Genomic DNA, 24,015 nt, shown 5'->3' with positions numbered 1-24,015 from the left:
AAATCGTCACTTTTCCTTACAACATACAAGGCACTCATTGGGTGCCTTGTCTCTTTCTTACAATTAAACCCTTATACTGAAGGAAGGCTCTACGCTGAATTTGCCGGATGGCGGCGTAAACGCCTTATCCAGCATACCGTATTACGTATGGTAAGCCCGGTGGCGTGCAACGCCAGCAGGCTTTAACGCTGTGCGCCATCAGGCAATTTATCGCAAGTGAGCTTCAGGAAAACGTATAACGATAAGGAGAACCTGACGCCGTGTTAACTTTGCTCCATCTACTTTCTGCCGTTGCGCTGTTGGTATGGGGAACACATATCGTTCGTACTGGCGTAATGCGCGTGTTTGGCGCGCGTCTACGCACTGTCCTCAGCCGCAGCGTGGAAAAGAAACCGCTCGCCTTTTGTGCGGGTATCGGTGTTACCGCGCTGGTACAAAGCAGTAACGCCACCACTTTATTGGTAACGTCGTTTGTCGCCCAGGATCTTGTCGCCCTGACGCCAGCTCTGGTGATTGTGCTGGGCGCTGATGTGGGTACTGCGCTAATGGCGCGTATTCTCACCTTTGATTTGTCGTGGCTGTCGCCGCTGCTGATTTTTATCGGCGTGATTTTCTTTTTAGGACGTAAGCAGTCCCGTGCCGGGCAGCTTGGTCGCGTCGGTATCGGGCTTGGCCTGATTCTACTGGCGCTGGAGCTGATTGTGCAGGCAGTGACGCCGATCACTCAGGCTAATGGCGTGCAGGTCATTTTCGCGTCGCTGACGGGCGACATTATGCTGGATGCGCTGATTGGCGCGATGTTCGCTATTATCAGTTATTCCAGCCTGGCGGCGGTGTTGCTGACGGCGACCCTGACGGCGGCGGGGATTATATCGTTCCCGGTGGCGTTGTGCCTGGTCATCGGCGCCAATCTGGGATCGGGCTTGTTGGCGATGCTCAACAACAGCGCCGCCAATGCTGCCGCGCGTCGCGTAGCGCTCGGCAGCCTATTGTTCAAATTGATCGGCAGCCTGGTCATCCTGCCGTTTGTCCATCCGCTGGCGAATCTGATGGATGAGCTATCGCTACCGAAGTCAGAGCTGGTGATCTATTTCCACGTTTTCTATAACCTGGTGCGCTGCCTGGCGATGGTGCCATTTGCCGAGCTGATGGCGCGTTTTTGTAAACGGATTATTCGTGATGAGCCTGAACTGGATACCCATCTGAAGCCGAAACATCTGGATGTCAGCGCGCTGGATACGCCAACGCTGGCGCTGGCTAATGCTGCCCGTGAGGTGCTGCGCATTGGCGATGCGATGGAACAGATGATGGAAGGGCTAAAAAAGGTCATGCACGGCGAGCCGCGTGAAGAGAAAGCGCTGCGCAAGCTGGCGGATGACGTTAACGTGCTCTATACCGCGATTAAGCTTTATCTGGCGCGAATGCCGAAAGACGAGCTGGCGGCGGAGGAGTCCCGCCGGTGGGCGGAGATTATTGAGATGGCCCTGAACCTCGAACAGGCGTCGGATATTATCGAGCGAATGGGCAGTGAGATTGCCGACAAGTCGCTGGCGGCGCGTCGGGCATTTTCAGAAGAAGGATTGAAAGAGCTGGATGCGCTTTACGATCAACTGCTCAGTAATCTGCAACTGGCGATGTCGGTCTTTTTCTCCGGCGATGTCACCAGCGCCCGTCGGTTGCGCCGCAGTAAACATCGCTTCCGTATACTTAATCGCCGATACTCACATGCGCATGTCGACCGCCTGCACCAGCAGAACGTGCAAAGCATTGAAACCAGCTCGCTTCATTTAGGGCTGCTGGGCGATATGAAGCGTCTTAACTCACTGTTCTGTTCGGTCGCCTATAGCGTACTGGAACAGCCGGATCAGGACGAGGAACGCGGCGAGTATTAAGTGAAATGCCGGATGGCGGGGCCTACGGAGAACATGCGTGTAGGCCCGCCATTCGGCATTCAATGTGGCCAGGGATTAAAAGCGATGACCCGCTTCCAGCGCCACGGCCTCTTCGCCCGCTTTAAACACCCAGGTGGTATTCGGGCCGCCGAGAACCGCCTGGCCGTTGCTCACCTGAATCCAGTTACCTTCCGGCAAACCAATCACTGTCAGTTCCGGCGCGACCACCAGCAGTTCGCGAATACGCTGCTCGCGGGTCTCGCCCTTATGACCTTCCGGCAAGGCGTTAGTGAAGTGAGGATTAATTTGCAGCGGGAACAGATCCAGCGCGTCGAAACCGTTTGGATCGACGATCGGCATATCGTTGGTCGTGCGGATAGTCGGGCAGGCAAGGTTGGCGCCTGCGCTCCAGCCGATATACAGCGCGCCGCGTTTTACCCTGTCCGCCATCGGCGCCAACAGCCCGCGTTCACGCGATTCTTTCAGTAGCTGGAAGGTATTTCCGCCACCGACAATAATGATTTCCGCTTTCTCAATCGCTGCAAGCGGATCGGCGACACGATGAATCCCTGTGACGTTTATCCCTAATGGCGCAAGCACCTCTGCGGTTTTATCCGTGTACTCGTCCCATGTTTGCGTGACGCCGGCAAACGGAATAAACACGGCTGAGCGTCGACCGTTCAACTGATTCGCTATCAGCGGCAGAGCGTGTTCCAGCCAGGCCTTACCCGGCAGCGTCGAGTTACTTAATAAAAGCAGTTCCATTACTTCTCCACCTCATCAGGAAATGTCAAAACGTAATAATGCTACCATTATCCATTTAATGTCTTACTGATATGGCTCATGATGTTACGCGTGTCACAGGCAAAGCGCGGTCGCTAAAAGTGACGACAGGCCAGATCTGCCATCTGGTATCGCCTGAAAAATTACAGGTATAATCCGCAAAATTATTTAACACGTTTAGAGACGAAAATGGCAAAACTGACCTTACAAGAGCAACTGCTACAAGCGGGATTAGTGACCAGCAAAAAAATGGCCAAAGTCCAGCGCACGGCTAAAAAATCACGCGTTCAGGCTCGTGAGGCCAGAGAGGCGGTGGAAGAAAATAAAAAGGCGCAACTTGAGCGTGATAAACAACTCAGTGAACAGCAAAAACAAGCGGTTTTAGCGAAAGAGTTTAAAGCTCAGGTTAAGCAACTTATTGAAATGAATAGAATCAATGTATCTAAAGGCGATATTGGTTTTAACTTCACCGATAATAACGTCATCAAAAAAATAGACGTGGATAAGCTCACTCAGACGCAACTGATTAATGGGCGTCTCGCGATTGCGCGTCTGGTTATCAATAACGGCGGTGAATGTGAATATGCGATTATTCCCGCGAGCGTCGCCGATAAAATCGCACAACGAGATGCGGACAGTATTGTCGTAAACAGTGCGCTGAGTCAGGAAGAGCAGGACGAAGATGATCCGTATGCCGATTTTAAAGTTCCTGACGATTTGATGTGGTAAGTCACATTCCCGACGTTTATGTAGAAAAATTTCTCAGAGAGTAAATATGCTGACCGACACATCCACCCGGCTTAATAAATATATTAGTGAAAGCGGCATCTGTTCGCGTCGCGAGGCGGACCGTTTTATCGAACAGGGCAATGTCTTTATCAACGGCAAACGCGCCGCCATTGGCGATCAGGTAGTCGCCGGGGATGTTGTTAAAGTAAATGGTCGGTTGATTGAGCCGCGAGAAGCGGATGATTTAGTGCTGATTGCGCTGAATAAACCGGTTGGCATTGTCAGTACCACTGAAGACGGCGAACGCGACAATATTGTCGATTTTGTGAACCACAGCAAACGTATCTTCCCGATTGGGCGTCTGGATAAAGACTCGCAGGGGCTGATATTTCTGACTAACCACGGCGATCTGGTCAATAAGATTCTGCGTGCCGGTAACGATCACGAAAAAGAGTATCTGGTGACGGTGGATAAACCGATTACCGACGAGTTTATTCGCGGTATGGGCGCTGGCGTGCCGATTCTGGGTACCGTCACCAAAAAATGTAAGGTGAAAAAAGAGGCGCCGTTTGTCTTTCGCATTACCCTGGTGCAGGGATTAAACCGTCAGATCCGTCGTATGTGTGAATACTTTGGTTATGAAGTGACGAAACTGGAGCGTACGCGCATTATGAACGTCAGTCTGAGCGGGATTCCGCTGGGCGAGTGGCGCGATCTGACGGACGATGAGCTGATCGATCTGTTTAAATTGATTGAGCGTTCCTCTTCCGAAGCCAAACCAAAGGCCAAAGCGAAGCCGAAAACCACGGGTATTAAGCGACCGGTCGTTGCGATCGAAAAAAGCAATGAGAAAGCACGCCCGACATCAAGCGGTAAGCGCTTTACCTCGCCGGGACGAAAGAAAAAAGGACGTTAACGTCTGCCGCGCGTCGGCGTATTCGCCGACCAGGAGAATGACGCTTCCGTATCGGGTTTATACGCCTGCTTTTTCTTCAACTGGCGGGCTTTTTTTGCTTCAGCCTCACGCAGCGCCATCAGCTTATCGATGTACTCTTTTTTTACGCTGTTGGTCTCAGAATTGGTCAGCGGACGACCGTGCGCAATACGGGCGCGGTCCAGCAACGTTTTCAGTTCGCGCTGTTCGCGCTCGGTCATCTCTTTTTGGGTAATGCGGGGGAGTGCCATACGGGTGCCCTCAGTTAGCCGATGCATTTAGTCTACGGCAATACGCAACGGGCGGATAGCGTGTAAGCCGGGTAAGCTTGCGCCACCCGGCAATATTTTAATTTACCTTTGCCGTTTCGCCCGATTTTTCAACAATCGGTTTCCCGGACCAGTAACCAGCCAGTAGTGACCCTGAAAGGTTGTGCCACACTGAGAACAGCGCGCCAGGCAGCGCTGCGAGCGGGCCAAAGTAGATTTTACCCAATGCAGCAGCAAGACCAGAGTTCTGCATCCCGACTTCGATCGCCAGCGTTCGACAGGTTGACTCATCAAAACCGAACAGACGTCCACCCCAGTAGCCGCCAAGCAGGCCAAGGGTGTTATGCAGGATCACCGCGATGATCACCATAAAGCCGACGGAGGCGATATGTGAAGCTGAACCCGCGACCACCGCGCTGATGATTGCCAAAATGCACACCATCGAGAATGCTGGCAGATAAGGTTTTACCACTTTCACTACGCGCGGAAACAGATGGTGAATCACCAGCCCCAGCGTGATTGGAATGACCACAATCTGTAGAATGCTCAGCAGCATACCCATCACGTCGACTTGAATATGGGCATCGACGTACAGGCGCGTGAGTAGTGGTGTGGCGACCACGCCGACCAGCGTGGAGACCGATGAAATGGTGACTGAGAGCGCGACGTCTCCCTTCGCCAGATAGATCATTACGTTAGAGGCCGTGCCGCTGGCTACGCTACCGACCAGTACCATCCCGGCGGACAGATCTGGCGGCATCTTAAACAGCAACGCCAGCAGCCATGCCGCGAGCGGCATTACCAGATAGTGCAGGAATATCCCTGCGGCGACAGGGGCTGGTCGGGAGAGCACGCGTTTAAAGTCGTCAACGTTAAGATGGACCCCCATACCGAACATAATCAACATCAGTAGTGTCGCGACCCACGGCCCAACAGGAGTAAAGGTGGATGGTGTGTAATACGCAATGAGAGAGAGCAGCAGCGCCCATAACGGGAACAGCCGGGTAATGACGGCGAGCATGTTGTTTTCCTTGCAAGTATGTTGTGTTTGTTATCAACGGGTCAGGATCGAGCCAGACCATAGTTATTGTTTATCGCGTGAAGGAAGATTATTCAAACAAATTACGCTCATGATCCAGTGTGGGCACGTGACAGGCTGGATGACGCGCCTGCGTCGCCATCCGGCAACGTATCGCCCGATGGCGCTTACGCTACCGTATTAGAAATATATAGAGGTTCTGGTGGCGTAAAGAAAAGCGCCGGCATTGAAGAGAAGGAAGCTTTAACGCAGTGATAACTTATATTGTTTCACTTTGCTTTGGATTGTGTTTTTTAAACTAAAATAAGGCACCCAGGGCAATGCTGTGTTCCAGGGGCGAGGGGAACCATGAAAACAGACTATGCTTGCTCCGTCAGGTAATTTTCCATTACCTGTCCCATCGTATAGTTCAGGGTTAAAACCAATCATTTTTGGTGTTGCTATATTAGCTTTGTAACTAATAATTCTTCCGGGTAAGATGTTTTGCCATCTTTCAGCATCTTGACATATTCTGCCGATAAATCCTTGATCGCCATGATAGGGCGGGGTTCTTATGGCATTGATTTCCTTTTCAGGATTTTTCATAAATTCATCCCACACATTTTTTTTTGCGGGTGCAGGAATAAACATAATACCTGTTGCTGGCGCAACTGAAGCACCATGCTGAGAAAAGTCATTAAGTAATGTTATTTTTTTCATAGTTGTCAGAGGAGTAATATCTCCCACAACAACGCTATCTATATCAATATAGAGAATATCCTCATTACCAAGAACAGGATGCAGTGGATTGAAAAGTTCTAGTTTTGCCCACCATCCTGGCCAATCATACAAAAGAGGCGCTGTATTTACCCCTTTTATCTTTAGCGCATCTGTTAAACAAACAGAATCATAACCTTTGAGCTGCTTATGTAACCATTGAGCATGTTTTGTGGTGAAGTCTTTGCTTTGTCTGAGCACAGAAACAATAATCATTATATTCCCCGGTGAATATTAGGTGTTTTTAGCCATGTTCCACTATATTTAATGTGCTTTATATTGCAACAAAATTAGTGTTCATATGGTTATTGAAGTTTAATTACATTCAAGATGTGAATGTAATTAATTTGTTTATAATGTTATTAATATATGTAATGTAAGTTGATAAATGTTTTAATGATTGTTTTGTCTTTTATATTTCCATGGGGAGATATAAAATAAGAGTTGGGATGGGAGTGATCTTATTTCCCCTTTTTACTGCTCCCAGTTCTATATCAATTCCAAATTTGGAATTTAGCTTGCGATTAATCCATAATCCAGTTTTTTCTGTTTTTTTTTGAACCATAGATATACATCTCATTTTCCAGATGCCATCAAAATAAAAAATTACGACGGCGATTGTTATTGGCCTGCATAAGTAATCGACATAATGAAAATTCATTCCTGCGAATAATCTCATGCCGCCAGTATTCCCGTAATCCACTTCCTTTTTTAGATATGGGAAATAATAAGCAATGTAAGAGTTTGATTTTTTCTTCCTCCAATGAAGAAAGCTAGCTTGTTAAATAAATGTTATTATCGTAGGGGGTTCACGTATCAATTGGTAAAAATACTATAAGATGGTTTTTTATAATACTTCATTTGCTATGCAAACTGAACATTTAATGCTAACAAATAAATACTAATGGGTATTACTTAATTCAACACCGCCGGGCTTTATACCCGGCGAGAGATTCAACAATCGTATTGCCAGCTACTGACTAAGGCATAAAGGTGGCTGGGGGAGTAGCGCCAGCTATCGTTTAGTCCGAGAAATTCAGCGCAAAACTCGCTGCAAAACAGTTTATCTTTGCGCTCCCGGTTATACAGCGCGATACCGAGCGCGCCCTGCCAGTCATAGCGTTTGCCGTTATGTTTGCGGAAAAAGGCCTCCACTTCCGGCAACGTGGCCTTTAACGGTAGCTTATCCCACTTATCGTCCGGTAACGGTATTATCTTTCCCCGCACGCCGCGATCGCGAAACGATGCAGAGTAGCAGAGGTATTCATTACCGCCGTGCGCCACCGCCAGTTCACAGTGAGAGTAGATACCGCGCGTGACTTTGCGCGTGAGCCAGTCGGCAAACCTGGCGATGCCGCGATACTCCGATCGCCCCTTATAGCAAGCGAGCCAGACGGTGGTTGGACTCATGGCTGCCAGCCTGATGAATAGTCGTAGTCGAGCACAGCCTCGATATCCCCCAGCGCTTCTACCGCCGCAATATGCCGCTGCGCGTTGGCAAACAGGCGCATGTCGTGATCCATAGTGACGGTTTCAAACTGCGCGGCGATTTCGTTGGTCAGTTCAGTCAAACCGTTATTTTTGGTCTGCCACATTAACCCTGCCGGAATCTGCTTTGCCTGACCCATTCTGGTGAGTGACATTTGCTGAATACGGCTGTTAGCATCGCTGTGGAAATGGTTGCCGTCGATAACGATATAATCGGCGGTAACATCATCACGGTGAGCTTTGATTGCCTGTATAACTTGTGCTTTTACACTTTCAAGTGCTGAGACAAATAACGCTTCGTCATATACCCACTCGTTTCCCTGCAATCGGTAAAATCTTCCGGGTGGCGGTGTAGTAATAAATTCAAGAGGGTTAAGGCACACCCAACAATTTTTATCTCTTAGTCGCCACTGCTCATCATCTATAGAAATTACTGAGTCAGGTAACACTACGTTTAATGAAGAAGTATCAATCCAGTCTATAACCTCAAAGGTTGCCGGATGGTAATATGCATATTGAGTCATATATTCACCATGAAATTTTTACAAAACCGTTTGAGCCTTTCCCTCCAGGAAAGCCAGACCCACTATAGGTATTATCACTGCCAGTGGTTTTGCCTCTGGCGCCTCCGCCGCCCCCGGCACCATAACCACCAGCATTGCCCCCGTCAGTATTACTGCCACCGCTCCCTCCCGTACCGTACGATGAGTTTTCCCCTGCTGCGCCATTACCAGATGGGGCTGGGTTTATTACTGATACAGTTGAGATAACGCCGCCGGCTCCTCCTGAACCACCTTTGGCGGTAACATTAACAAAAATTGAATCCCCGCCATCAATACCGGGGGATCCTGGCGTGCTAGTTACCAAGGTGTGAATTCCTGATGGTGCCGTAGACGACTGACTGGCTGCGGCTCCGCCAACCCCTCCTGCGCCAACTATAACCGCGTATTTTCCTCCCGGAGTTACAGGAACAATGGAAATATTTGTGCTTCCACAGGTTCCTCCCGAACCACCACTAGCACCCGCGAATCCTCCATCGGTGACTGCACCACCACCACCACCTCCTCCTCCTCCTAACATTTCCACAAAGACCTGAGTCACCCCATCAGGTACCGTAAACGTACCGTTAGCCGTAAAAAACTGATAATGGGAATGATTAGCCGGAGCCGCTGCGCTCGCCTTGTCATACGCCGCCTTTACCGCGCTCGGCGTCGCCGCCTCCGTCGTACTGGTGCTATCGGTGGCGCTATTAAGCTTCACAATCCCTTTTTGCGTCAGCGTGCCGTCCGGGACGCCGGTAATCTGGTTCCAGGCGTGAGTATGGTTCGCCGGAGCCGCCGCATTCGCCTTATCCATCGCCGTCTTGACCGCACTGGGCGTTGCCGCTTCTGTGGTACTGGTGCTGTCCGTCGCGCTGTTAAGCTTCACAATCCCTTTTTGCGTCAGCGTGCCGTCCGGGACGCCGATAATCTGGTTCCAGACGTGAGTATGGTTCGCCGGAGCTGCCGCATTCGCCTTATCCATCGCCGCCTTGACCGCGCTCGGCGTTGCCGCTTCCGTTGTGCTGGTGCTGTCCGTCGCACTGTTAAGCTTAACAATCCCCTTTTGCGTCAGCGTACCGTCCGGAACGCCGGTAATCTGGTTCCAGGTATGCGTGTGATTACGCGCTTCCGCCATCGCCGCTTTTACCGCCTTTGGCGTAGCCGCTTTGGTTTCGTCATCGCTGTCGGTGGCGTTACTGAGTTGCGTAAAGCCTTTCTGCGTTAATGTCGCATCCGGGTGATTTGTCGAATGTTCATGCTCGTCCAGCCGGACATCCACATAGTCGCGCGTCGCCAGCACGATGCTCGGATCTACGGTCAGCGTGACCGCCGTGGTGTTGGAGACTTCCATAATCAGGCGGATACAGACCTGCTTGCCGCAACCGTCCGGCAGCAGCGGTTTGTAGGATTCCGGGAATTTGCCGATGGCGATTAGCTCGCCCTCGTTGTCGAACACGCCCACTTCACGCACGTACCAGCCGCCAACCTCTTCCGGCAGCACCAACTCGGCAATCAGCCAGTTAGGATTATTCGGCGCAACGGTCAGCGTATTCATCTCGCCGCGCCAGACTTCGTGGCGTAATTTGGTCTGGCTGGCGGTGGGCTCATAATATTGCCCACCGCCGTCGCCAACCGCCATCTTTTGCAGATGTATCTGTTTCTTATCCGCAAGGGCGCTGGCGATTTTCGCCATTCCCCTGTCGGTCAGGAGGGTATAAAACTCATTATCCATAATTACTCCGGGTAAATAGATGTAATTTCAAGGCTCCATTGCCCTGTACCGAAATAGATCGGTTTAGTTTGTTGAACTTCCAGAACCTGGAAGGGTAAGACGGTCGTTATTTCTCCACCGTAAAGCGCGCTGCCGATAACAGGAATAGCGCTTTGGTTAATTATCCAGACAATTAACGCTTCCAGCTTTGAGCGCACGTTCTTATACTCATGAATAAGATCGACCAGGTTATTAAACAGATTTTCATCCATGCCCTGGTTAATTAGCTCAATTTCAACCTTAAAAAAATAAGCCTTACCGCCATACTCAAACCATTCGGAAATCGTGCCGGGTAAGGATAATATTTCCAGAACGCGGCGAACGGCCCAGGGAGTTCCTTTATATTTATGCAGTTCAATCGCCTGTTTAATTAACTCTCGTTTCTCCTGTTCATTGGCGGCAAATAGCCAGCCCTCCAGCCCCTGAACATGAAACTGTCCGGCCAACGAGGGCAGTGCCGAGGCATCAACGATATCCACCAGATAGACCAGCAACGCCGTCAGGTCGATTTGCGCAAAGCGTTCGGCGGCAATATTCGCCAGAATCGAAAAACGTTCGTCGCTGGCCAGCGGCGGCGGCAGAAGCAGTTTATCCATCGCTGACCCCGGCAATCGTCACGTCAATGGCCGTGCATTCCGCCCATTCGTGTGCCTGCAATACCTTTTTCGCGGGCATATCCAGCGCCACGTCGTAAACGCCATCAACCTGCAGCACTTTAATTATCTGGTTTGGCACAATGTCCTGGCCCAGCCGGGTCTGGCGCGAGCGCGTCCATGTATTAATCGCTTCACGCGCGGCGGCAAGCGTCGTCTCCTGATCGGCGGTGGTAAACAGCGTTAGCCGGGCGCGGATCTGATAAGCCACGCGCGGAGAACATTTAGCGCTCACCTTATCGGTTAGCGGGCGCTTTTTCTCTTTGCTCACCTCCCGTTCGATCTGGGCAAGAAGCTCCGGCCCCGGCAAACCGTTCAGGGTCAGCGGATAGAGTTCCACGCAGCCTTCCGCCAGCCCTTCATCCGGCCCCAGCACCGCCACGTCGATAATCGACTGGCTGACCGAGAGCGTATGGAAGCGATAGGCGCCATAGCTGCCCGCGTTGCTGAAACTCTCCGGCGCCAGTTGAATACGCTCGCGCAGCGCATCGTCGTTTTCTTCGCCGCAGCCGCCTGTCGATGCGGTCAGGTTGGTGACGCTGAGATCGTAATTGCCTACCCGGTCCACCAGCGCGCTGATTTGCGCAGGCTGCCAGTTGTTGCCGGATTCACCGGTCGTTACACAGGTTGCAGTTACCGCAATGCTCAGGCTGCCCGCAGGCAACAGAACATCTTCGTCGGTGGCGAACATCACGCTATCCGACGCGCTGGCGCGGGTACCCTGTGGAATCACCAGGTTGGTTTTAGCCGCTGTCGTAACGGAAAACTGTAGCGTGGTTTTCGCCGCCTGAGCCGGCAGACGGTGAACGCCGACCAGTTCGCCTAAATAATCCAGCATCGGCGCGCGGGAATACGCGACCAGGTTTTGCTTCGCCGCCTCCTGGATGGCGATGCGGACAAGGTTTTCACGATAAGCAAACAGGTCAATGAGCAGCCGCTCAGCCTGTGCCGGGTAGAGTTTTTTACCGCTGGCTTCTTCATATTGCGCAATCATCTCGCTGGTGATTTGCGCGGGATCGCGGTCAATAAAGTCGGGTTCGGCTATCGCCATAACACCTCCGTTGAGTTGATTACGCCGTCTGCGGCGCGCCATTGCACGCGTAACGTCAGGTGTTCGCCGTCAATCGTCGGCGTCACCTTCAGCAACCGGCAGCGGGGTTCCCACATGCGAATCGCTTCCACCGATTCGCGAACAACGTGCGGAATGGCCCGCTCGATCGGGTAATCGATGTAGCGCCACAGATTGCTGCCAAAAAGCGGCCTGTGGGGATCGCTGCCGCGCGGCGTGCGCAGAATGATGTGTATTGCCTGATGAATATCATCCAGCCCGCAGACGTATTCTTCAGGACGTTGCAAGGCAGGTTGCCAGTGCAGGGTCGAGGGTCGTGTTTTCGTGTTCATGAGGCTATTTTCGCCTTCCGGCGGGGGGAGAGATATTAAAGCGCTTTAAGGAAATAATTGATGGCGGGGTCAGAATGTGTTTTGCCCGGCGGCGCTTCTGCGCTTACCGGGCCTGTGTTGATGCACATTTTGTTAAATGGCGAAGATCGCGTTTTACGTAAAGTTAAAATGAAATTGCTGTAATTTCACCTTTGCCTACAGAAGCGTAGTACCAGAATTCATCATTGATTTCTGCGTGCTTCATTTTTTCAACTGGAATCGTTTTCTGCCGTCCATTAACCGAGAGTGTGATCGAACCCGTTAGCTGCTCCCGGCTGATAATAGCGAAATCCCCGCGGGTGTTGCTATAAGCCGTCGTTTCATTGGAAAGGCTGTGCTTCGCTCCATTAGCGATTACAGAATAATCAAAATTGACTTTCTTTTTGAAAATAGCTTGTACATGATAATACTCGCCGTAAACAGCAGGATCATGGAATAAACCAAAATGACCACCGCTATTTTGCAATTTGACGAAATAATAGTCAGGGATGATAAACTCCTGCTTACCTGCCGCTATTTCTTTAGTAATGATTTTTTGTCTTACGATTTCCTGTCCGGCCGTTTTTTTATAACCGTTAAGCATCAATGAATAGGACCAAAGGAATACGATACCACAGAGGACAGTCACGGCAGTTACGCCTACGACTCCAGCCTTAACGCCACTTTTCAACAGGGCGTAAGCGATGAAGGAGATAGCTAAAAGGAAAAACATAAACGTACCGTTCATAACCCGATCGGGGTAGGACGGCGACGCGAACATGATTAAGGAAGTGCCAATACCTATACATACGACTAACGCAGCGCAGATAAGGGACGTTTTATCAATTTTGGCGCGAATCTGCTTATTGAATATGACCAGTAAGACCAGCAATAACAAAACAACATAAGCTATCCAGATCAGCGCCAGATGGTTATGAACGCGTTCTGTTAAGTGAATGAAAATACGTTCAAAAATCGGCCTTCCATACCAGAATTCTTTGCCGCTGGCGCGGATGAAATTGCCCGGAGAAAGTATCAATACGCATGAACCTGCGATTGCACAGAAACTATAAACTATCTTATTGCGCGAAACAGATTTGTTTTGCCATAACTCGTATGCAATGGCCAGAACAGAAATAAGCGAGACGAAAGGTGAGACGCTTTCATTGGAACAGCCTGCCATAAAGCTTAGTAATGCAACCCACGGGCTGATCGCTTTACTGTTTTTTATTGTTATGGTGTAAAAGAAGAACAGCCATGCAACAACGAACAGATTCGTCCACAAATAATTCGCAGCACCAACGATCCAGAAAGTGGTTTGACCCAAATTCGGGTTCGAAATCCAGTAAGTGAAGAATATTAGTGGGAATAATAAGTAGTCGGATTTATTCCAGCGTAATGTACCTGAGGGTGTCTTCACAATGAAATAACAAAATACCAGTGTCGAAACGGCAGCGCTGATGGAATACACGAGTTGAGAACGTGTATACAGGATGAGTGCGCTGGTGTAATCAGCTATAATCCTGCCACTCCATGTCATATAATGATGAAAATGTGATTCCGGCGAAATTCCTAAAAGGTAATAGCGGTAATCATCAGAGTGAATGGGGGTATACCATTCAATAAGAAAAATGGCCAAAAAAGCCAGTAGTATCATCGCCGTTTTCGGTAATATCTTGAGCATAGTAATCATTATTCCATCATTGTTTTTTTGTTTTTCACGATATAGCGGGGTCTTTGCTTCACCTCCGTGTAAACGCGTCCGATATATTCACCCATGATGCCTATGCCGATAAGCTGGATGCCGCCTAAGAAGAGAATCGCGGTCATAAGCGAAGGATAACCAGGAACAGGGTTTCCCCACATCAATTTATCAATGATCATCCACATGGCATATATCAGGGAGAGGGCAGAAACGCTCACTCCTATATACGTCCAGATACGCAAAGGGAAAGTAGAAAAACTTGTAATCCCCTCCAGCGCCAGGTTCCAGAGTTTCCAGCCATTAAATTTTGAGCTACCTGCGACACGTTCAGCACGGGCATATTCGACAACATCTGTTTGACCTCCAACCCATGAAAGTATACCTTTCATGAAAAGGTTACGTTCTGGTAATAGCTTGATATTTTCTACAATCTCGCGCGACATCAATCGAAAATCACCGACATTCTCTTCAATCTTTGGCGTACTGATTTTGTTATGCAGCCTGTAGAACCACTCAGCGCTTTTACGCTTCAGGTGGCCATCCGTTGAACGATCGATACGTTTAGCTAGCACCATTTCTGCACCAGCCTGCCATTTATTGATCAAATGTGGGATTACTTCGATGGGATCTTGTAAATCAACATCGATAGGGATCACCACATCTCCGGTCGCGTAATCCAATCCGGCAAAAAGTGCAGGTTCTTTACCAAAATTGCGGGTAAATGAGATCGGAACAACAAGAGGATCGGCAACAGCTAATGCGCTGATGATTGATTCAGTCGCATCGTGACTCCCATCATTAACGAAGATAATCTCAACGTTATAAGGTTTAAGTGAACTGTATTCTCTGACCGTTTTATAGAAAATAGGGATCGCGTCCTCTTCATTAAAGACGGGAACCACTAATGAAATTTTCATTTCTCATTCCTGAAAACAATGAATCTGGAATATAAAAATCCGCAAATAAGGCTAATTGCGGAAAATACAATGAGCGTAAAAATGGGAGGCATAGCACACTTGTCGCCTGTCCATCCCACGACAGCGCTCAGCACGCCCATAAAACCGACGTACAGCAAATAACGTCCGGTTGATACGCTGGCTCCAAAGGTAAACCGGGCGTTAGCGAAAAAACTAAAACTGACAGCGACAGCAAAGCCCGTTACGTTTGCCAAAGCCTGACTTGTTTGAAATCCATAGACGCAAAGGGCAAAGATAGCCCAGTGCAAAGCAGTATTAAGTACGCCTATCGAAACGTACTTTATAAATAATTTTATCATTATAGCAATCAAGAAGTTGTAATTCAGCGAAGTCTACCAGACAAAACTGAGAGGATCATTCCTGAACAGCAGATTTTATGTAAGCAGGGCGAAGTTAAAGTAAAAAATAGCGTTAGTTTTCCAATATACATATATGCAATATTTGCAGTGCAAAGTGATTACATTTTCATCGGAAATAGCGCGGGAAAAGGGCTTAATCACGTTGCGCTGAAATAAATATCCTCCAGCAATTTGCCCGGTGGCGCTTCTGCGCTTACCGGGCCGGTGTTTATGCACCTTTTGCAGGCTGGATAAGGCGAAGCCACCATCCAGCAGCAATTTGCAGGTTAGTGAGAGTGGTGGTTGGAGTTGCCGCCGCTGTCCATCACTGAACCGCTGGCGTTAACGTTGCCGAGGACATTCACGTTGCCCGTGATAACCGCGCTGTTTCCGACGCCGCCGCTACCGGCCATACCGCCAAGCCAGGTGAGTTTTTTCATCACGGTAACGTCACCGGTAAAGGTGCTGAGCGGCGCATCGACGGTGACATTCAGCGCTTTAATGCCCGTATGGGACGCTTCCACGTTGACATCTACCGCCTTGACGCCCACGGAGGTGGCCGCCACGTCTACGGTTTCTGATATCACCGTGACGTGCTGCGCCCTGACCTCCACTTGCGGCGAAGTAAGCTGCGTACGTTCCTTCACTTCAATGACGATTTTTTCTATGCCGCCGTTGACGGTGAGCTGGTGTAACGCACGGTCATATTCAAAGGCCGCGCCGTCGGAAAACTGCACGTAGCGTTTGTCGCGCGAGGCCAGCGGCGCGGTATCCACGCTGGAGTAGACCGCGCCCAGCACCACCCCATCCTCGCCGTTGTCGTCGAGCAAAACTTCCACCTGTTCGCCAATATCCGGCAACCAGTAATCTTTGTTGTCCTGCGTGTTGCGTTGCAGCACCGCAAGCCAGTTACTGCGCAGGTTATCGCACTCTGGTAGAGTGACTCTGACGCGCACGACCGCCTCATCAATATCGCTGATAATGCCCGTCTGGCGGGTAACGCCTTTCATATTGCCTCCTTACTGGCTGGTTGCCGGTCCGCGTGAAATGTCGATTTCGGTAGTGTAGCCGCCGCTGCGCGTGAGTTTGTGCATGGATTTATCAATCAGCCACTGCCCGGAAAGTACGCCAAAATCGCTCAGTTCTATCTTGTTGCCCGCCGTCAACTGCGGGCAGCCCATCAAGCTGAGCGTGCCGGTTTGCTGGTATTCGTTGTGGCTGTCCAGCGCGGCATTGGCTTTAGCCTGCGCCGCGCCGGCATCTGGGGCGCGACTGTTGATCTTCAGGGTATCGGCGCTGGTCGCCGCACCGCGCGCCGGGGCTTTTTCCTGGCTGTCATGGGTGTAGATAACCAGTTCTTTTTGCTTGCTATTTTGATGCTGCACGGTGGCGTTTTTGTAGATCCGGTTGATGGTATCTTTGAACGTGTAGTGCGAAATATCCGTCCGCCTGAGCGTCTTCACCGGCGCCAGACAGCGCAGCGTCGGCAGATGCGAAAAGATCAGCTCCGTCGCCGTCACTTTCACGGTATAGCCATATTCACTCGCCAGCCGTTTGAGAAACGCCACATCGGTTTCGGCATATTGCGTGACCCGATCAATCGTCAGCGGCGCAATCTTGCCCGCCAGTGTTAAACCGTGTTTTTGCGCGATGCGACTGGCGATGGCGGAAAGCGTCGTCTCCTCAAAGCCCTGGCTGTTTTTGGTGCGTAGCGCTTTGCTGACCGAGGTGGCGATACCGTCGATATTGACCGTCGAAGGTGGCGCGCTGATATCAATTTTATCAATGATATAGGTTCCGCAATCGAGCAGATCTTCACCCTGGTAGCCCAGGCGCAGCGCCAGCGTGTCGCCTTTTCCCGGATACCATTCGTTTACCCAGCGCCCGGCGCTATCTTCCAGCGCAATGGCAATAACATCCGACTCGTTTTTAATGCTGTCGCTGTAACTGATGCTGGTGACATAAGGCGCGATGTCGTAAGTGATCTCTTTATGTCCGTACCAAAGGGTAAAAATAGGCGTCAGGGTGGCGAACACCCCGCCGGATACCGTTATCTCAGCCATGGCGGTAGCTCCGGGGTCGTTTGCGTGACGCTGATAACCGGGATGATCAGCCGCACGCCTGACGGTAAAACCGGCATAATAGCGACGTGCGGATTGGCCGCGATGATGCGTTCGTAGGCCAGCGCATCGCCGTAATAGCGCCAGGCGAGATTATCCCAGCGTTCGCCGTCGGTGGTGACATGTTCAAGGTAGCGCATTACAGACTCCTCGTAATATCGGCGGCGGCAAGCTGGCTCACGTCGGGCGCGCTTGTTTGCAGCGCGCCGCGCGCCTGATTGACCAGCGTCGCGGCGCTGTCGTAAGTCGCTTCCGCGACGCTGCTGGTGATAGCGTCAAACAGCGATTCGGCGTGTTCAATAAGCGTGCCGGCATCGCCCGCGCATTCGCGGATCCCCGGCAGGCTGTCGACCAGTTCCTGCATTTTTGCCGCCAGCGCTTTCGGCAGCCCGGCCAGCGTTTGCAAATCCAGCGGCTGCTGGAACAGCGCGTCTATCGAACGAATGGTTTTTTTCAGCGAATCGACGATATCGCCGCATTTTTCTTTCAGCGCTTTGGCTTCCTTCACCAGCTCTTTCGCCTGGGCGATCGTTTTTTTGATGTCATCAATGGCGTCGGCCACCTCATCCATCATCTCTTTGGCTTCACGCATACCCTCTTCAACGGCGCTCAGCAGTTCATCAAACCAGGAATCGCTAACGTCGGGAAGCTCATCCAACATCTCGTCAATGTTCGGTTCCTGGGTGGTGATGGCCGGAGGCAGCAACGGGCTCTTCGGATCGCCGGTGTACTCCTGTAGCGACAGAGTGCCGCCCTGGGCAATGACGTTACCGTAAGGATCGGTGTGTTGGTGGGTAGCGGTCAGATCGGTAATCACGAACCAGCCGCGATAATCGCCATTGCCGAACACCAGCGCCATCGCCTGGTGCGCGGTCATCGCTTCCCGCAGACGGTTCAGCTCGGTGGTCGGCTGGCAATACTGACTATGAAAGTTGAATTTCAGGGTGATTTTGTCCAGCTTATCGCCGATAAATTGCACGCCCGGTTTCCCTTCAATACGGGCATGGCTGGTATAATCCACGCCCATCGTGCTTTCAAATTCGTCCCAGTAAGCGACGACGTCAAATTCTATTTCGCCTAATACGGCATACATTATGCGTACTCCCGGCGCCGTTGTTGCGCCATGACATCGTTAATCATTCTCTCCAGCTCGCGTTTGCTCAGCGACAGCACGTTGTTGATATCTTTGGCGGCATTCGCGCCGCTTCCCTGCACGGTAACCTGCGGGGAAAAGTGTACCTGCACGTTGCTTTGCGCGCGGGAGGGCAGCGTATAAGGTTTCCCGCCGGATTTGCCGGGAAGCGCAGCTGGCGTCGGCGGCGTGGCGGCGCTTTTCGTCTTCATAGGCTGCGGCGAGGTCATCGTTTTGGCCGAGGTTGTCACCGCTTTCGCTCCCGATGCCAGCGGCGCGCTGGCCTGTTGCGCGACCATTGTTCCGGCAATACCGGGGACGGCGGCGGCGACAGACGGCATTTCAGCGCTGATGCCCAGCGCGCTTTTCGCCCAGTCGGGGATCAGCGCTTTTATCTTCTCAATCGCCCCGTTCAGGAAAGGAAGCGCGTTCAGAATGCCGTTGATCAGGCTATCGAGAATATTGCCGCCAAATTCGCTGAAGCTGGCGGGGAGTTCAATGCCAAACCAGTCCAGTACGCTGGCGAAGGCGCGGTAAAACAGCCCCAGCGGCGACCAGTCGAGAATCAAACGCGTGACGCCGGCAACGCCTCCGTCAAAGGCGGTTTTGATGCGCTCCCAGACTCCGGCAAAGAAACCGGAAATCGGTTCCCAGTAGCGATAAAGTAAATAGGCGGCGCCTGCGATAGCGATGATAGTCAGACCGACAGGGTTCATCAGCAGCGCCCGACCCAGCCAGATAAACGTCTGGCCGACCAGCCGTAGCCCTTTTATCAGGCCGTTTCCCAGCAGCATCGTCAGGCTTTTCGCACCGTTGCCAAACGATTTCAGAACCGATAGCGCGCGACTGCCGCCGCCCAGCGCCAGACCGGCTTTGACCTTCAGGAAGATATCGATCAGGCGAATAAACGGCGACGCAATGAGGTTTGCTCCCAGCCTGAGAATATTCAGCGCCCCGTTGAACAGCCAGATAACGCCAACGACTTTAGCGACCCCTTGCACCAGAGCCGGATTTTCCCGCAGCCAGGCGCTGAACTGCCGCACCAGCGGCGTGATGCTTTGCGCCAGTTCGCCAATGGCGGGCATCAGCGCCAGGCCGACGGTCAGCCACAGATCGTTAAGTGAAAGTTGTAACGCTTTGGTCTGTTCTCCGGGCGATGTCATTTTCGCGGCGAAGTCATCATCGATAAAATGTTGCTCCGCCGCCTGCATTGCGGAGGCTTTTAGCTGGCGATATTCGTCCATATTCGCCAGCATCGGGGCGAGAAAATCCCGCGTTTGCGCATCGCCGAACATCGCGCCGAGGTTAAATTTCTCCGTCATGGCCTGTAGCGCGTTGCCGCGCGCGGAAAGATCCTCAATCTTCATGGTTTGCCTGAAGGTGTCGAGGATCTGCGGGTTCATTTTCTCCAGTTGCATCTGCACGATGTGGGCCATCGCTTCCGTCACGCCGATCCCGTTTTGCTGATGCTCCAGCAGCGATCCCTGAAGATCCACGCCCTGACGGGCAAACCAACTGTCCGTCTCTTTCGAGAAGGCGGATTTCAGGAAATGGTCGAAATTCGCTGCCGCCACGCTTGCGTCAGGGGCGTTTTTCATGGCGATTTGCATCGTTGCGGTCAGTTCCGCAATGCCTTCTTTCCCCTGAGCGTCGGTTTTTCCGGCAAAGGCGTTAATCCACTGGGTTTGTTCTGCAACGGAGCCGCCGCCGCTTTTTGCCACGCTGTACAGCATATTTTGCGCAAAACGGAAGTCGTCAGGGGCGATGTTCAGTTTGTCGCGAGTGGCCAGAGCCGCCTGCGCCCAGCTTTGCGCGCTGTCGCGGGAGGCGGTCGCGGCTTTGGCGATATCGGGCATGTAGCGGCTAAGATCCTGCAATGCGCTGACGCCGCCTTCGATCATCGTGGCGGCGGCGCTTTGCAGATCTTTTTGCTCCTGATTGAAATCAAGGCTCCAGTCGCGGATATTCAGGCTCAGGGCGTCCCGCGCGGTGTTATCCATGCCGCCTTTCGCCGCCATATCGACCATGTTGCCCTGAAATTCGTAAGGCAGCTTCCAGTCGGGAGTGTCAACGTTCAGGAGCTTGCCGAACTGTCCGGCGAACGTTTGTGTTTTTTCCAGCAACCCGACGCGCTGTTTATCGTTCTCTTCCCGGCGAAGGGCAGAGTTAGCGAGCTGTTGCGTAAGCCGGGAGATTTTTGTTTGCTCAAAGCTGAGCGTGTGCAGCGTGCTGGCGTTGAGTGAGCCGTAACGGGCTATTGCCTGCGTCAACGTCTCATTACGCGCCTGAAGCTGAGTAATAATGTCGTTGGCCAAAATAGTGTCTCGTATAAGTTGCCCGGTAACAGGCTGCTTGCCGAAAAAAGAACAGGGAAGGAGTGAACCGGGCTTGGGTCAGGAAACCCGCAGGCATTAAGCCTGCGAGTCGTATTCGTGTTTAATTTGCGCGCTGGCTTCATCCAGCCAGCAGGTAAAATCGTCAACCGACAGCGCGTCAATTTCACTGGGCGGAAAGCGAAACCACCTCGCCAGCAGCGCCATTGCCTGCCACAACTGCTGTGGGTTCTGTAGCCATGCTAAGCATGGCCTGAAATCGTTTCTGCAATGCCTGATAGTCCAGCAGATCCATTTCCGCCAGATCTTCTGTTACCAGCCCGGTCATAGCCGCCATCAGCGGCTCATCCCACTCTTCCGGTTTATCGCTGGCGCGTCGCGCGGCGCGCATATCTTTTACCTTCAGGCGACGTAATTGCAGAACGTCGATACGTTCCCCGGCGGCGGAGGTAAACGGGAATTGCAGGGTATATTTTTCGTTCATGGTGTAGTCCTTATTCGTCGTGTTAAATTCGGGGCCGTAGCCCCGAAGTAATTAACCACCAATATTATTGCGGTAGGCATTTAATTGATCCGCGTCATTTACGCGGAAAATATTCGCCAGATAATCCAGTTCAAGAAGCGTTTCACCGTCAACCACCTGTTTAATATAAGTGCAGCCGAAGGCGCTGCTAAATTCCGGGTTTTCATTCTGTTTAAACGTTCCCAGCGGGTTCTTTTTAAACATTACGGTCATATGCGTCACCAGCGCTAACTGATCCGCTTTACCCTGCGAGTTATAACAATCGATGCTGGAGCGGCACTGCAATGCCACCGCCTGCCACGGGTTTGCCGTTTTACGCATGACGTCGTGGTAAAACGAGTTCCATTTAATTTCGCCCTCCAGTTTGTCAAAACCGGCAGGCAGCTCAATTTTACCGACCATCCCCAGCGCTTTATGCTCCTGCATAATCATGCTGATATCAGGCAGTTTAATTTCACTCGCGCGACCTAAAAGATTATTACCATCAAGATAAATATTGGCGTTGGTAATACGGTTAATTTGAATTTTTCCAGCCATTAGCGATTGCTCTCCAGAGAAACTAAATATTCAGAGGTAATTTCGGTTTCAAACGTCAGACGTTCCAGCGGCGGCGGCGGGGTGAATTTGTAGCTCAGCAACAGATGCCCGGCTGCCAGTTCAGTCTGTTCGTTACGCGCCGGGTCGTACCAGCATTCAAAACCCAACAGCGCGCCGTCGGCAATCAGCTTGCGGCCCCAGGTGTTCACCGATTCGGTTAGCGCGTCGATCAGCGCCTGGTTTATCGGCATATCCATATACTGCTGGCTGAAATAACGAATCGATTCGTTAATCACATCACCAGTACGGCGCACGTTCTCAAAGTTACGCATATGAGTAACGGTCGGCCAGGCAGCAGTACGGTTGCCCCACAGGCGCAAACCGGAGCCATAGCTGTTGAAGATGGTGGTGATGCCGTTTTCGTTCAGTTGATTCACTTCGCTTTGCGGATCGTCGATCATCGCTGACAGCGAGCGCTCTACGCCGGTAATGCCCTGAATTTCCTGATTGGAGTTGCTCCACCAGAAGCCTTTTTCCAGATCCACTTTGGCACGCAGGCCAGCGGCGCGGGAGGAGAGCGGCTCCAGGACTTCGCTGTCCGTCGCGCTGTCGTACACTTTAACGTGCGGATAGCACAGACGCGCGCGATCGGAACTGGTATTGAAGTTAATCGCCCCCTGCGGGCCGCGCCCTGCCAGAACTTGCTGGAAAGTCGTGCCGATGGGCGCATCAATGTAGGTAATGGCTCCCAGCGCTTCTGCCTGAGCGATAAGCTTAACGGCGACCGAGTTTTGCGTACAAAAGACCGGCGCAATCAGGATCTTTGCGTAAAAACCAAACTGGGTCCAGGTGTCCTGTAACAGCTTCATGCCGGTACGGTCACCCGCCGTGTTTACCGCGCCAATAATATCGGCAGCAGTCACTTTGGTGGGGTCCGCGTAAGTATAATTTACATAGGCCTGAACGCCGGGTTTCAGGTTGGTTCCCATACAGGTGATTTTACCGGTCAGCATATCAATGGTGTAATCGGTGCCTTTGATATAAGCGTTTCCGGCGTTCGTGCTGCGGCCAATGTTTATCGTTTGCACGGCCCCGTGCTTGAGTTGAATCTGACCGTTGTCATCAACCTTCACGGTTTCACTGGGAATGGTACTTTTGTGTACCGCCGGATTCAGCACGTTAATCACCACGACCGTCCCTGCGCCGTGATCGTAGATCGCCTTCAGCGCCTGCGGGATGGTGAAATTCGCCAGACCTGGGCCAAACTGCGCCGCGTCGCTTTCAGAAAGGCACAGCGTTGGCTGGTTAACCGGGCCGCATGGCGCGGTGCCGATCAGACCAATAACCGCAGATTTAACCGCCTTAACCGGACGTGGGCCGGTTTCGATCTCAATGGTCTCTACACCGTGCAGGTAATTAGCTGCCATGGACAATTTCCTCTTCATTAGTTTCTACTTCTTGCGTAACCACTGGCGCCAGGTGACGGCGGGCAATCATGGTGATTACCCACTCGTTATCTTCCGGCAGCGAGATTTCGCTATTGGGCCACAGTAAGACTTCTTGACCGTCGGCGAGCGTGACGCCGCTTGCCGGGCCACTGTAGATATATTTCATTGAATTTCCTCATAATTAACGACTGTAAGCAGGGGGGAGTCCTTGCTTTCCTGTTCCGCGATAAACAGGGTGCTGGCGGTTATATCCAGGGCGTAACGGCAGAAGTTTGCGGCGTCGCCGATATATTTTTCGCTTTCCAGCCAGAGCGGACGATCACAGTCGGGAAGTTCAATGCCCCCCAACGAGCGACGTAGACGATCCAGCGCGTTTATCGCGTCACTTATTTGCGGAACAATAACGGTGGCGGAAATCCGGATTAGTTGTTTTTGTACCGTGGCATCCGTATTTTCTGGTTCGGCAAAAACCGAACCGCAGTAGTGAATTAATACCGTTACCTGCTGCCCTGTTGGGATATATACTTTCGCATCGGTTGATGAAATATGTATATCCATATCAGGGTTTAATTCACGTAGTCTATTCGCCACGGTATGTACAACAGATAATGTTTCCATATACGCTTT

The 24,015-nt window shown here is 51.6% G+C and carries 28 protein-coding genes and 1 pseudogene; 4 read left to right on the top strand and 25 right to left on the bottom strand.

What is annotated here, in order from left to right; all coding sequences use genetic code 11:
* Window positions 1-260: 260 nt before the first annotated feature.
* Window positions 261-1,892 (top strand): Na/Pi cotransporter family protein, encoded by a 1,632-nt coding sequence (locus NA330_RS19435; protein ID WP_000956811.1) that lies wholly within the window; start codon window positions 261-263, stop codon window positions 1,890-1,892.
* A gap of 75 nt (window positions 1,893-1,967) precedes the next feature.
* Here the strand turns inward: NA330_RS19435 and pepE are convergent, their stop codons facing one another.
* Complete coding sequence (gene pepE / locus NA330_RS19430) at window positions 1,968-2,657, bottom strand: dipeptidase PepE (RefSeq protein ID WP_000421776.1); 690 nt, start codon at window positions 2,655-2,657, stop codon at window positions 1,968-1,970.
* A gap of 71 nt (window positions 2,658-2,728) precedes the next feature.
* On the opposite strand from pepE, the gene NA330_RS19425 reads away from it, so the two are divergent.
* From NA330_RS19425 to rluF, 3 genes are read left to right on the top strand one after another with little or no spacing between them, the layout of a single operon-like run.
* On the top strand, window positions 2,729-2,830 hold the full coding sequence (locus NA330_RS19425) for a hypothetical protein (RefSeq protein WP_001541281.1): 102 nt from the start codon (window positions 2,729-2,731) through the stop codon (window positions 2,828-2,830).
* A 34-nt stretch (window positions 2,831-2,864) separates the two neighbouring features.
* On the top strand, window positions 2,865-3,404 hold the full coding sequence (locus NA330_RS19420; protein ID WP_001096723.1) for a DUF2058 domain-containing protein: 540 nt from the start codon (window positions 2,865-2,867) through the stop codon (window positions 3,402-3,404).
* Between the two features lie 46 nt (window positions 3,405-3,450).
* Window positions 3,451-4,320 carry a 23S rRNA pseudouridine(2604) synthase RluF gene (gene rluF, locus NA330_RS19415; RefSeq protein ID WP_000954619.1) on the top strand — a complete coding sequence of 290 codons (870 nt, stop codon included), beginning with the start codon at window positions 3,451-3,453 and terminating at the stop codon, window positions 4,318-4,320.
* Here the strand turns inward: rluF and NA330_RS19410 are convergent.
* From NA330_RS19410 to NA330_RS19295, 24 genes and pseudogenes are all read right to left on the bottom strand, one after another.
* Window positions 4,317-4,589, bottom strand: a complete 273-nt coding sequence (locus NA330_RS19410) for a DUF3811 domain-containing protein (RefSeq protein ID WP_001207628.1) — start codon at window positions 4,587-4,589, stop codon at window positions 4,317-4,319. The two genes, rluF and NA330_RS19410, sit on opposite strands and share 4 nt — an antisense overlap.
* 97 nt (window positions 4,590-4,686) lie before the next feature.
* A complete protein-coding gene (gene panS / locus NA330_RS19405) occupies window positions 4,687-5,628 on the bottom strand; it encodes a ketopantoate/pantoate/pantothenate transporter PanS (RefSeq protein ID WP_000881647.1) in 942 nt (313 codons plus the stop codon).
* 261 nt (window positions 5,629-5,889) lie between these two features.
* Entirely contained in the window at window positions 5,890-6,618 is a 729-nt protein-coding gene (locus NA330_RS19400) for a hypothetical protein (RefSeq protein ID WP_000587743.1), read from the bottom strand.
* 196 nt (window positions 6,619-6,814) lie between these two features.
* Window positions 6,815-7,105 (bottom strand): annotated as a pseudogene (locus tag NA330_RS19395) (hypothetical protein).
* Window positions 7,106-7,356: 251 nt separating this feature from the next.
* Entirely contained in the window at window positions 7,357-7,812 is a 456-nt protein-coding gene (locus NA330_RS19390) for a hypothetical protein (RefSeq protein WP_023242468.1), read from the bottom strand.
* Window positions 7,809-8,414, bottom strand: a complete 606-nt coding sequence (locus tag NA330_RS19385; protein ID WP_031608406.1) for a DUF4376 domain-containing protein — start codon at window positions 8,412-8,414, stop codon at window positions 7,809-7,811. The genes NA330_RS19390 and NA330_RS19385 overlap by 4 nt, the downstream gene beginning before the upstream one ends.
* A gap of 4 nt (window positions 8,415-8,418) precedes the next feature.
* Window positions 8,419-10,164, bottom strand: coding sequence for a tail fiber protein (locus NA330_RS19380; RefSeq protein WP_023242466.1), 1,746 nt, complete (start codon window positions 10,162-10,164; stop codon window positions 8,419-8,421).
* Between the two features lie 2 nt (window positions 10,165-10,166).
* Entirely contained in the window at window positions 10,167-10,799 is a 633-nt protein-coding gene (locus NA330_RS19375) for a phage tail protein I (RefSeq protein WP_000359503.1), read from the bottom strand.
* Window positions 10,792-11,907: a baseplate assembly protein gene (locus NA330_RS19370; protein WP_017441265.1), complete on the bottom strand. Its 1,116-nt coding sequence runs from the start codon at window positions 11,905-11,907 to the stop codon at window positions 10,792-10,794. Before NA330_RS19370 ends, NA330_RS19375 begins: the two co-directional genes overlap by 8 nt.
* A complete protein-coding gene (locus NA330_RS19365) occupies window positions 11,898-12,257 on the bottom strand; it encodes a GPW/gp25 family protein (RefSeq protein ID WP_001093501.1) in 360 nt (119 codons plus the stop codon). Before NA330_RS19365 ends, NA330_RS19370 begins: the two co-directional genes overlap by 10 nt.
* Window positions 12,258-12,420: 163 nt before the next feature.
* Window positions 12,421-13,968, bottom strand: a complete 1,548-nt coding sequence (locus NA330_RS19360) for a DUF6056 family protein (protein WP_017441264.1) — start codon at window positions 13,966-13,968, stop codon at window positions 12,421-12,423.
* Window positions 13,968-14,897: a glycosyltransferase family 2 protein gene (locus NA330_RS19355; protein ID WP_000703634.1), complete on the bottom strand. Its 930-nt coding sequence runs from the start codon at window positions 14,895-14,897 to the stop codon at window positions 13,968-13,970. The genes NA330_RS19360 and NA330_RS19355 overlap by 1 nt, the downstream gene beginning before the upstream one ends.
* The gene (locus NA330_RS19350) at window positions 14,894-15,256 is read right to left on the bottom strand and encodes a GtrA family protein (protein ID WP_000593184.1); all 363 of its coding nucleotides are present in this window, start codon (window positions 15,254-15,256) and stop codon (window positions 14,894-14,896) included. The genes NA330_RS19355 and NA330_RS19350 overlap by 4 nt, the downstream gene beginning before the upstream one ends.
* A gap of 326 nt (window positions 15,257-15,582) precedes the next feature.
* The gene (locus NA330_RS19345) at window positions 15,583-16,305 is read right to left on the bottom strand and encodes a phage baseplate assembly protein V (RefSeq protein WP_000679395.1); all 723 of its coding nucleotides are present in this window, start codon (window positions 16,303-16,305) and stop codon (window positions 15,583-15,585) included.
* Window positions 16,306-16,314: 9 nt separating this feature from the next.
* Window positions 16,315-17,358: a phage late control D family protein gene (locus NA330_RS19340; protein ID WP_017441263.1), complete on the bottom strand. Its 1,044-nt coding sequence runs from the start codon at window positions 17,356-17,358 to the stop codon at window positions 16,315-16,317.
* Window positions 17,346-17,555 (bottom strand): tail protein X, encoded by a 210-nt coding sequence (locus NA330_RS19335; RefSeq protein WP_001269716.1) that lies wholly within the window; start codon window positions 17,553-17,555, stop codon window positions 17,346-17,348. The genes NA330_RS19340 and NA330_RS19335 overlap by 13 nt, the downstream gene beginning before the upstream one ends.
* A complete protein-coding gene (locus NA330_RS19330; RefSeq protein ID WP_017441262.1) occupies window positions 17,555-18,508 on the bottom strand; it encodes a phage tail protein in 954 nt (317 codons plus the stop codon). Before NA330_RS19330 ends, NA330_RS19335 begins: the two co-directional genes overlap by 1 nt.
* Window positions 18,508-20,862, bottom strand: a complete 2,355-nt coding sequence (locus NA330_RS19325) for a phage tail tape measure protein (RefSeq protein WP_017441261.1) — start codon at window positions 20,860-20,862, stop codon at window positions 18,508-18,510. The genes NA330_RS19330 and NA330_RS19325 overlap by 1 nt, the downstream gene beginning before the upstream one ends.
* Before the next feature lie 96 nt (window positions 20,863-20,958).
* Complete coding sequence (locus NA330_RS19320) at window positions 20,959-21,087, bottom strand: GpE family phage tail protein (RefSeq protein WP_001185654.1); 129 nt, start codon at window positions 21,085-21,087, stop codon at window positions 20,959-20,961.
* A complete protein-coding gene (locus tag NA330_RS19315) occupies window positions 21,047-21,364 on the bottom strand; it encodes a phage tail assembly protein (protein ID WP_001003641.1) in 318 nt (105 codons plus the stop codon). Before NA330_RS19315 ends, NA330_RS19320 begins: the two co-directional genes overlap by 41 nt.
* Before the next feature lie 51 nt (window positions 21,365-21,415).
* Window positions 21,416-21,940, bottom strand: coding sequence for a phage major tail tube protein (locus NA330_RS19310; RefSeq protein WP_017441260.1), 525 nt, complete (start codon window positions 21,938-21,940; stop codon window positions 21,416-21,418).
* Window positions 21,940-23,367 (bottom strand): phage tail sheath subtilisin-like domain-containing protein, encoded by a 1,428-nt coding sequence (locus NA330_RS19305; RefSeq protein ID WP_023242465.1) that lies wholly within the window; start codon window positions 23,365-23,367, stop codon window positions 21,940-21,942. Before NA330_RS19305 ends, NA330_RS19310 begins: the two co-directional genes overlap by 1 nt.
* On the bottom strand, window positions 23,357-23,554 hold the full coding sequence (locus NA330_RS19300) for a hypothetical protein (RefSeq protein ID WP_000875313.1): 198 nt from the start codon (window positions 23,552-23,554) through the stop codon (window positions 23,357-23,359). Before NA330_RS19300 ends, NA330_RS19305 begins: the two co-directional genes overlap by 11 nt.
* Entirely contained in the window at window positions 23,551-24,006 is a 456-nt protein-coding gene (locus NA330_RS19295; RefSeq protein ID WP_000449438.1) for a Gp37 family protein, read from the bottom strand. Before NA330_RS19295 ends, NA330_RS19300 begins: the two co-directional genes overlap by 4 nt.
* Between the last annotated feature and the right edge of the window lie 9 nt (window positions 24,007-24,015).

It is taken from the genome of Salmonella sp. NW722, assembly GCF_051702785.1.
In the GTDB taxonomy this organism is placed as follows: domain Bacteria; phylum Pseudomonadota; class Gammaproteobacteria; order Enterobacterales; family Enterobacteriaceae; genus Salmonella; species Salmonella enterica.
Note: the sequence above shows the minus strand (reverse complement) of the source record. Positions and strands in the feature narration are given on the sequence as shown.

Excerpts from the sequence above, each read along its gene's own strand:
- pepE (WP_000421776.1), bottom strand. The coding sequence starts at position 2,657 with ATGGAACTGCTTTTATTAAGTAACTCGACGCTGCCGGGTAAGGCCTGG.
- NA330_RS19425 (WP_001541281.1), top strand. The coding sequence starts at position 2,729 with ATGGCTCATGATGTTACGCGTGTCACAGGCAAAGCGCGGTCGCTAAAA.
- NA330_RS19420 (WP_001096723.1), top strand. The coding sequence starts at position 2,865 with ATGGCAAAACTGACCTTACAAGAGCAACTGCTACAAGCGGGATTAGTG.
- rluF (WP_000954619.1), top strand. The coding sequence starts at position 3,451 with ATGCTGACCGACACATCCACCCGGCTTAATAAATATATTAGTGAAAGC.
- NA330_RS19410 (WP_001207628.1), bottom strand. The coding sequence starts at position 4,589 with ATGGCACTCCCCCGCATTACCCAAAAAGAGATGACCGAGCGCGAACAG.
- panS (WP_000881647.1), bottom strand. The coding sequence starts at position 5,628 with ATGCTCGCCGTCATTACCCGGCTGTTCCCGTTATGGGCGCTGCTGCTC.
- NA330_RS19400 (WP_000587743.1), bottom strand. The coding sequence starts at position 6,618 with ATGATTATTGTTTCTGTGCTCAGACAAAGCAAAGACTTCACCACAAAA.
- NA330_RS19390 (WP_023242468.1), bottom strand. The coding sequence starts at position 7,812 with ATGAGTCCAACCACCGTCTGGCTCGCTTGCTATAAGGGGCGATCGGAG.
- NA330_RS19385 (WP_031608406.1), bottom strand. The coding sequence starts at position 8,414 with ATGACTCAATATGCATATTACCATCCGGCAACCTTTGAGGTTATAGAC.
- NA330_RS19380 (WP_023242466.1), bottom strand. The coding sequence starts at position 10,164 with ATGGATAATGAGTTTTATACCCTCCTGACCGACAGGGGAATGGCGAAA.
- NA330_RS19375 (WP_000359503.1), bottom strand. The coding sequence starts at position 10,799 with ATGGATAAACTGCTTCTGCCGCCGCCGCTGGCCAGCGACGAACGTTTT.
- NA330_RS19370 (WP_017441265.1), bottom strand. The coding sequence starts at position 11,907 with ATGGCGATAGCCGAACCCGACTTTATTGACCGCGATCCCGCGCAAATC.
- NA330_RS19365 (WP_001093501.1), bottom strand. The coding sequence starts at position 12,257 with ATGAACACGAAAACACGACCCTCGACCCTGCACTGGCAACCTGCCTTG.
- NA330_RS19360 (WP_017441264.1), bottom strand. The coding sequence starts at position 13,968 with ATGATTACTATGCTCAAGATATTACCGAAAACGGCGATGATACTACTG.
- NA330_RS19355 (WP_000703634.1), bottom strand. The coding sequence starts at position 14,897 with ATGAAAATTTCATTAGTGGTTCCCGTCTTTAATGAAGAGGACGCGATC.
- NA330_RS19350 (WP_000593184.1), bottom strand. The coding sequence starts at position 15,256 with ATGATAAAATTATTTATAAAGTACGTTTCGATAGGCGTACTTAATACT.
- NA330_RS19345 (WP_000679395.1), bottom strand. The coding sequence starts at position 16,305 with ATGAAAGGCGTTACCCGCCAGACGGGCATTATCAGCGATATTGATGAG.
- NA330_RS19340 (WP_017441263.1), bottom strand. The coding sequence starts at position 17,358 with ATGGCTGAGATAACGGTATCCGGCGGGGTGTTCGCCACCCTGACGCCT.
- NA330_RS19335 (WP_001269716.1), bottom strand. The coding sequence starts at position 17,555 with ATGCGCTACCTTGAACATGTCACCACCGACGGCGAACGCTGGGATAAT.
- NA330_RS19330 (WP_017441262.1), bottom strand. The coding sequence starts at position 18,508 with ATGTATGCCGTATTAGGCGAAATAGAATTTGACGTCGTCGCTTACTGG.
- NA330_RS19320 (WP_001185654.1), bottom strand. The coding sequence starts at position 21,087 with ATGGCGCTGCTGGCGAGGTGGTTTCGCTTTCCGCCCAGTGAAATTGAC.
- NA330_RS19315 (WP_001003641.1), bottom strand. The coding sequence starts at position 21,364 with ATGAACGAAAAATATACCCTGCAATTCCCGTTTACCTCCGCCGCCGGG.
- NA330_RS19310 (WP_017441260.1), bottom strand. The coding sequence starts at position 21,940 with ATGGCTGGAAAAATTCAAATTAACCGTATTACCAACGCCAATATTTAT.
- NA330_RS19305 (WP_023242465.1), bottom strand. The coding sequence starts at position 23,367 with ATGGCAGCTAATTACCTGCACGGTGTAGAGACCATTGAGATCGAAACC.
- NA330_RS19300 (WP_000875313.1), bottom strand. The coding sequence starts at position 23,554 with ATGAAATATATCTACAGTGGCCCGGCAAGCGGCGTCACGCTCGCCGAC.
- NA330_RS19295 (WP_000449438.1), bottom strand. The coding sequence starts at position 24,006 with ATGGAAACATTATCTGTTGTACATACCGTGGCGAATAGACTACGTGAA.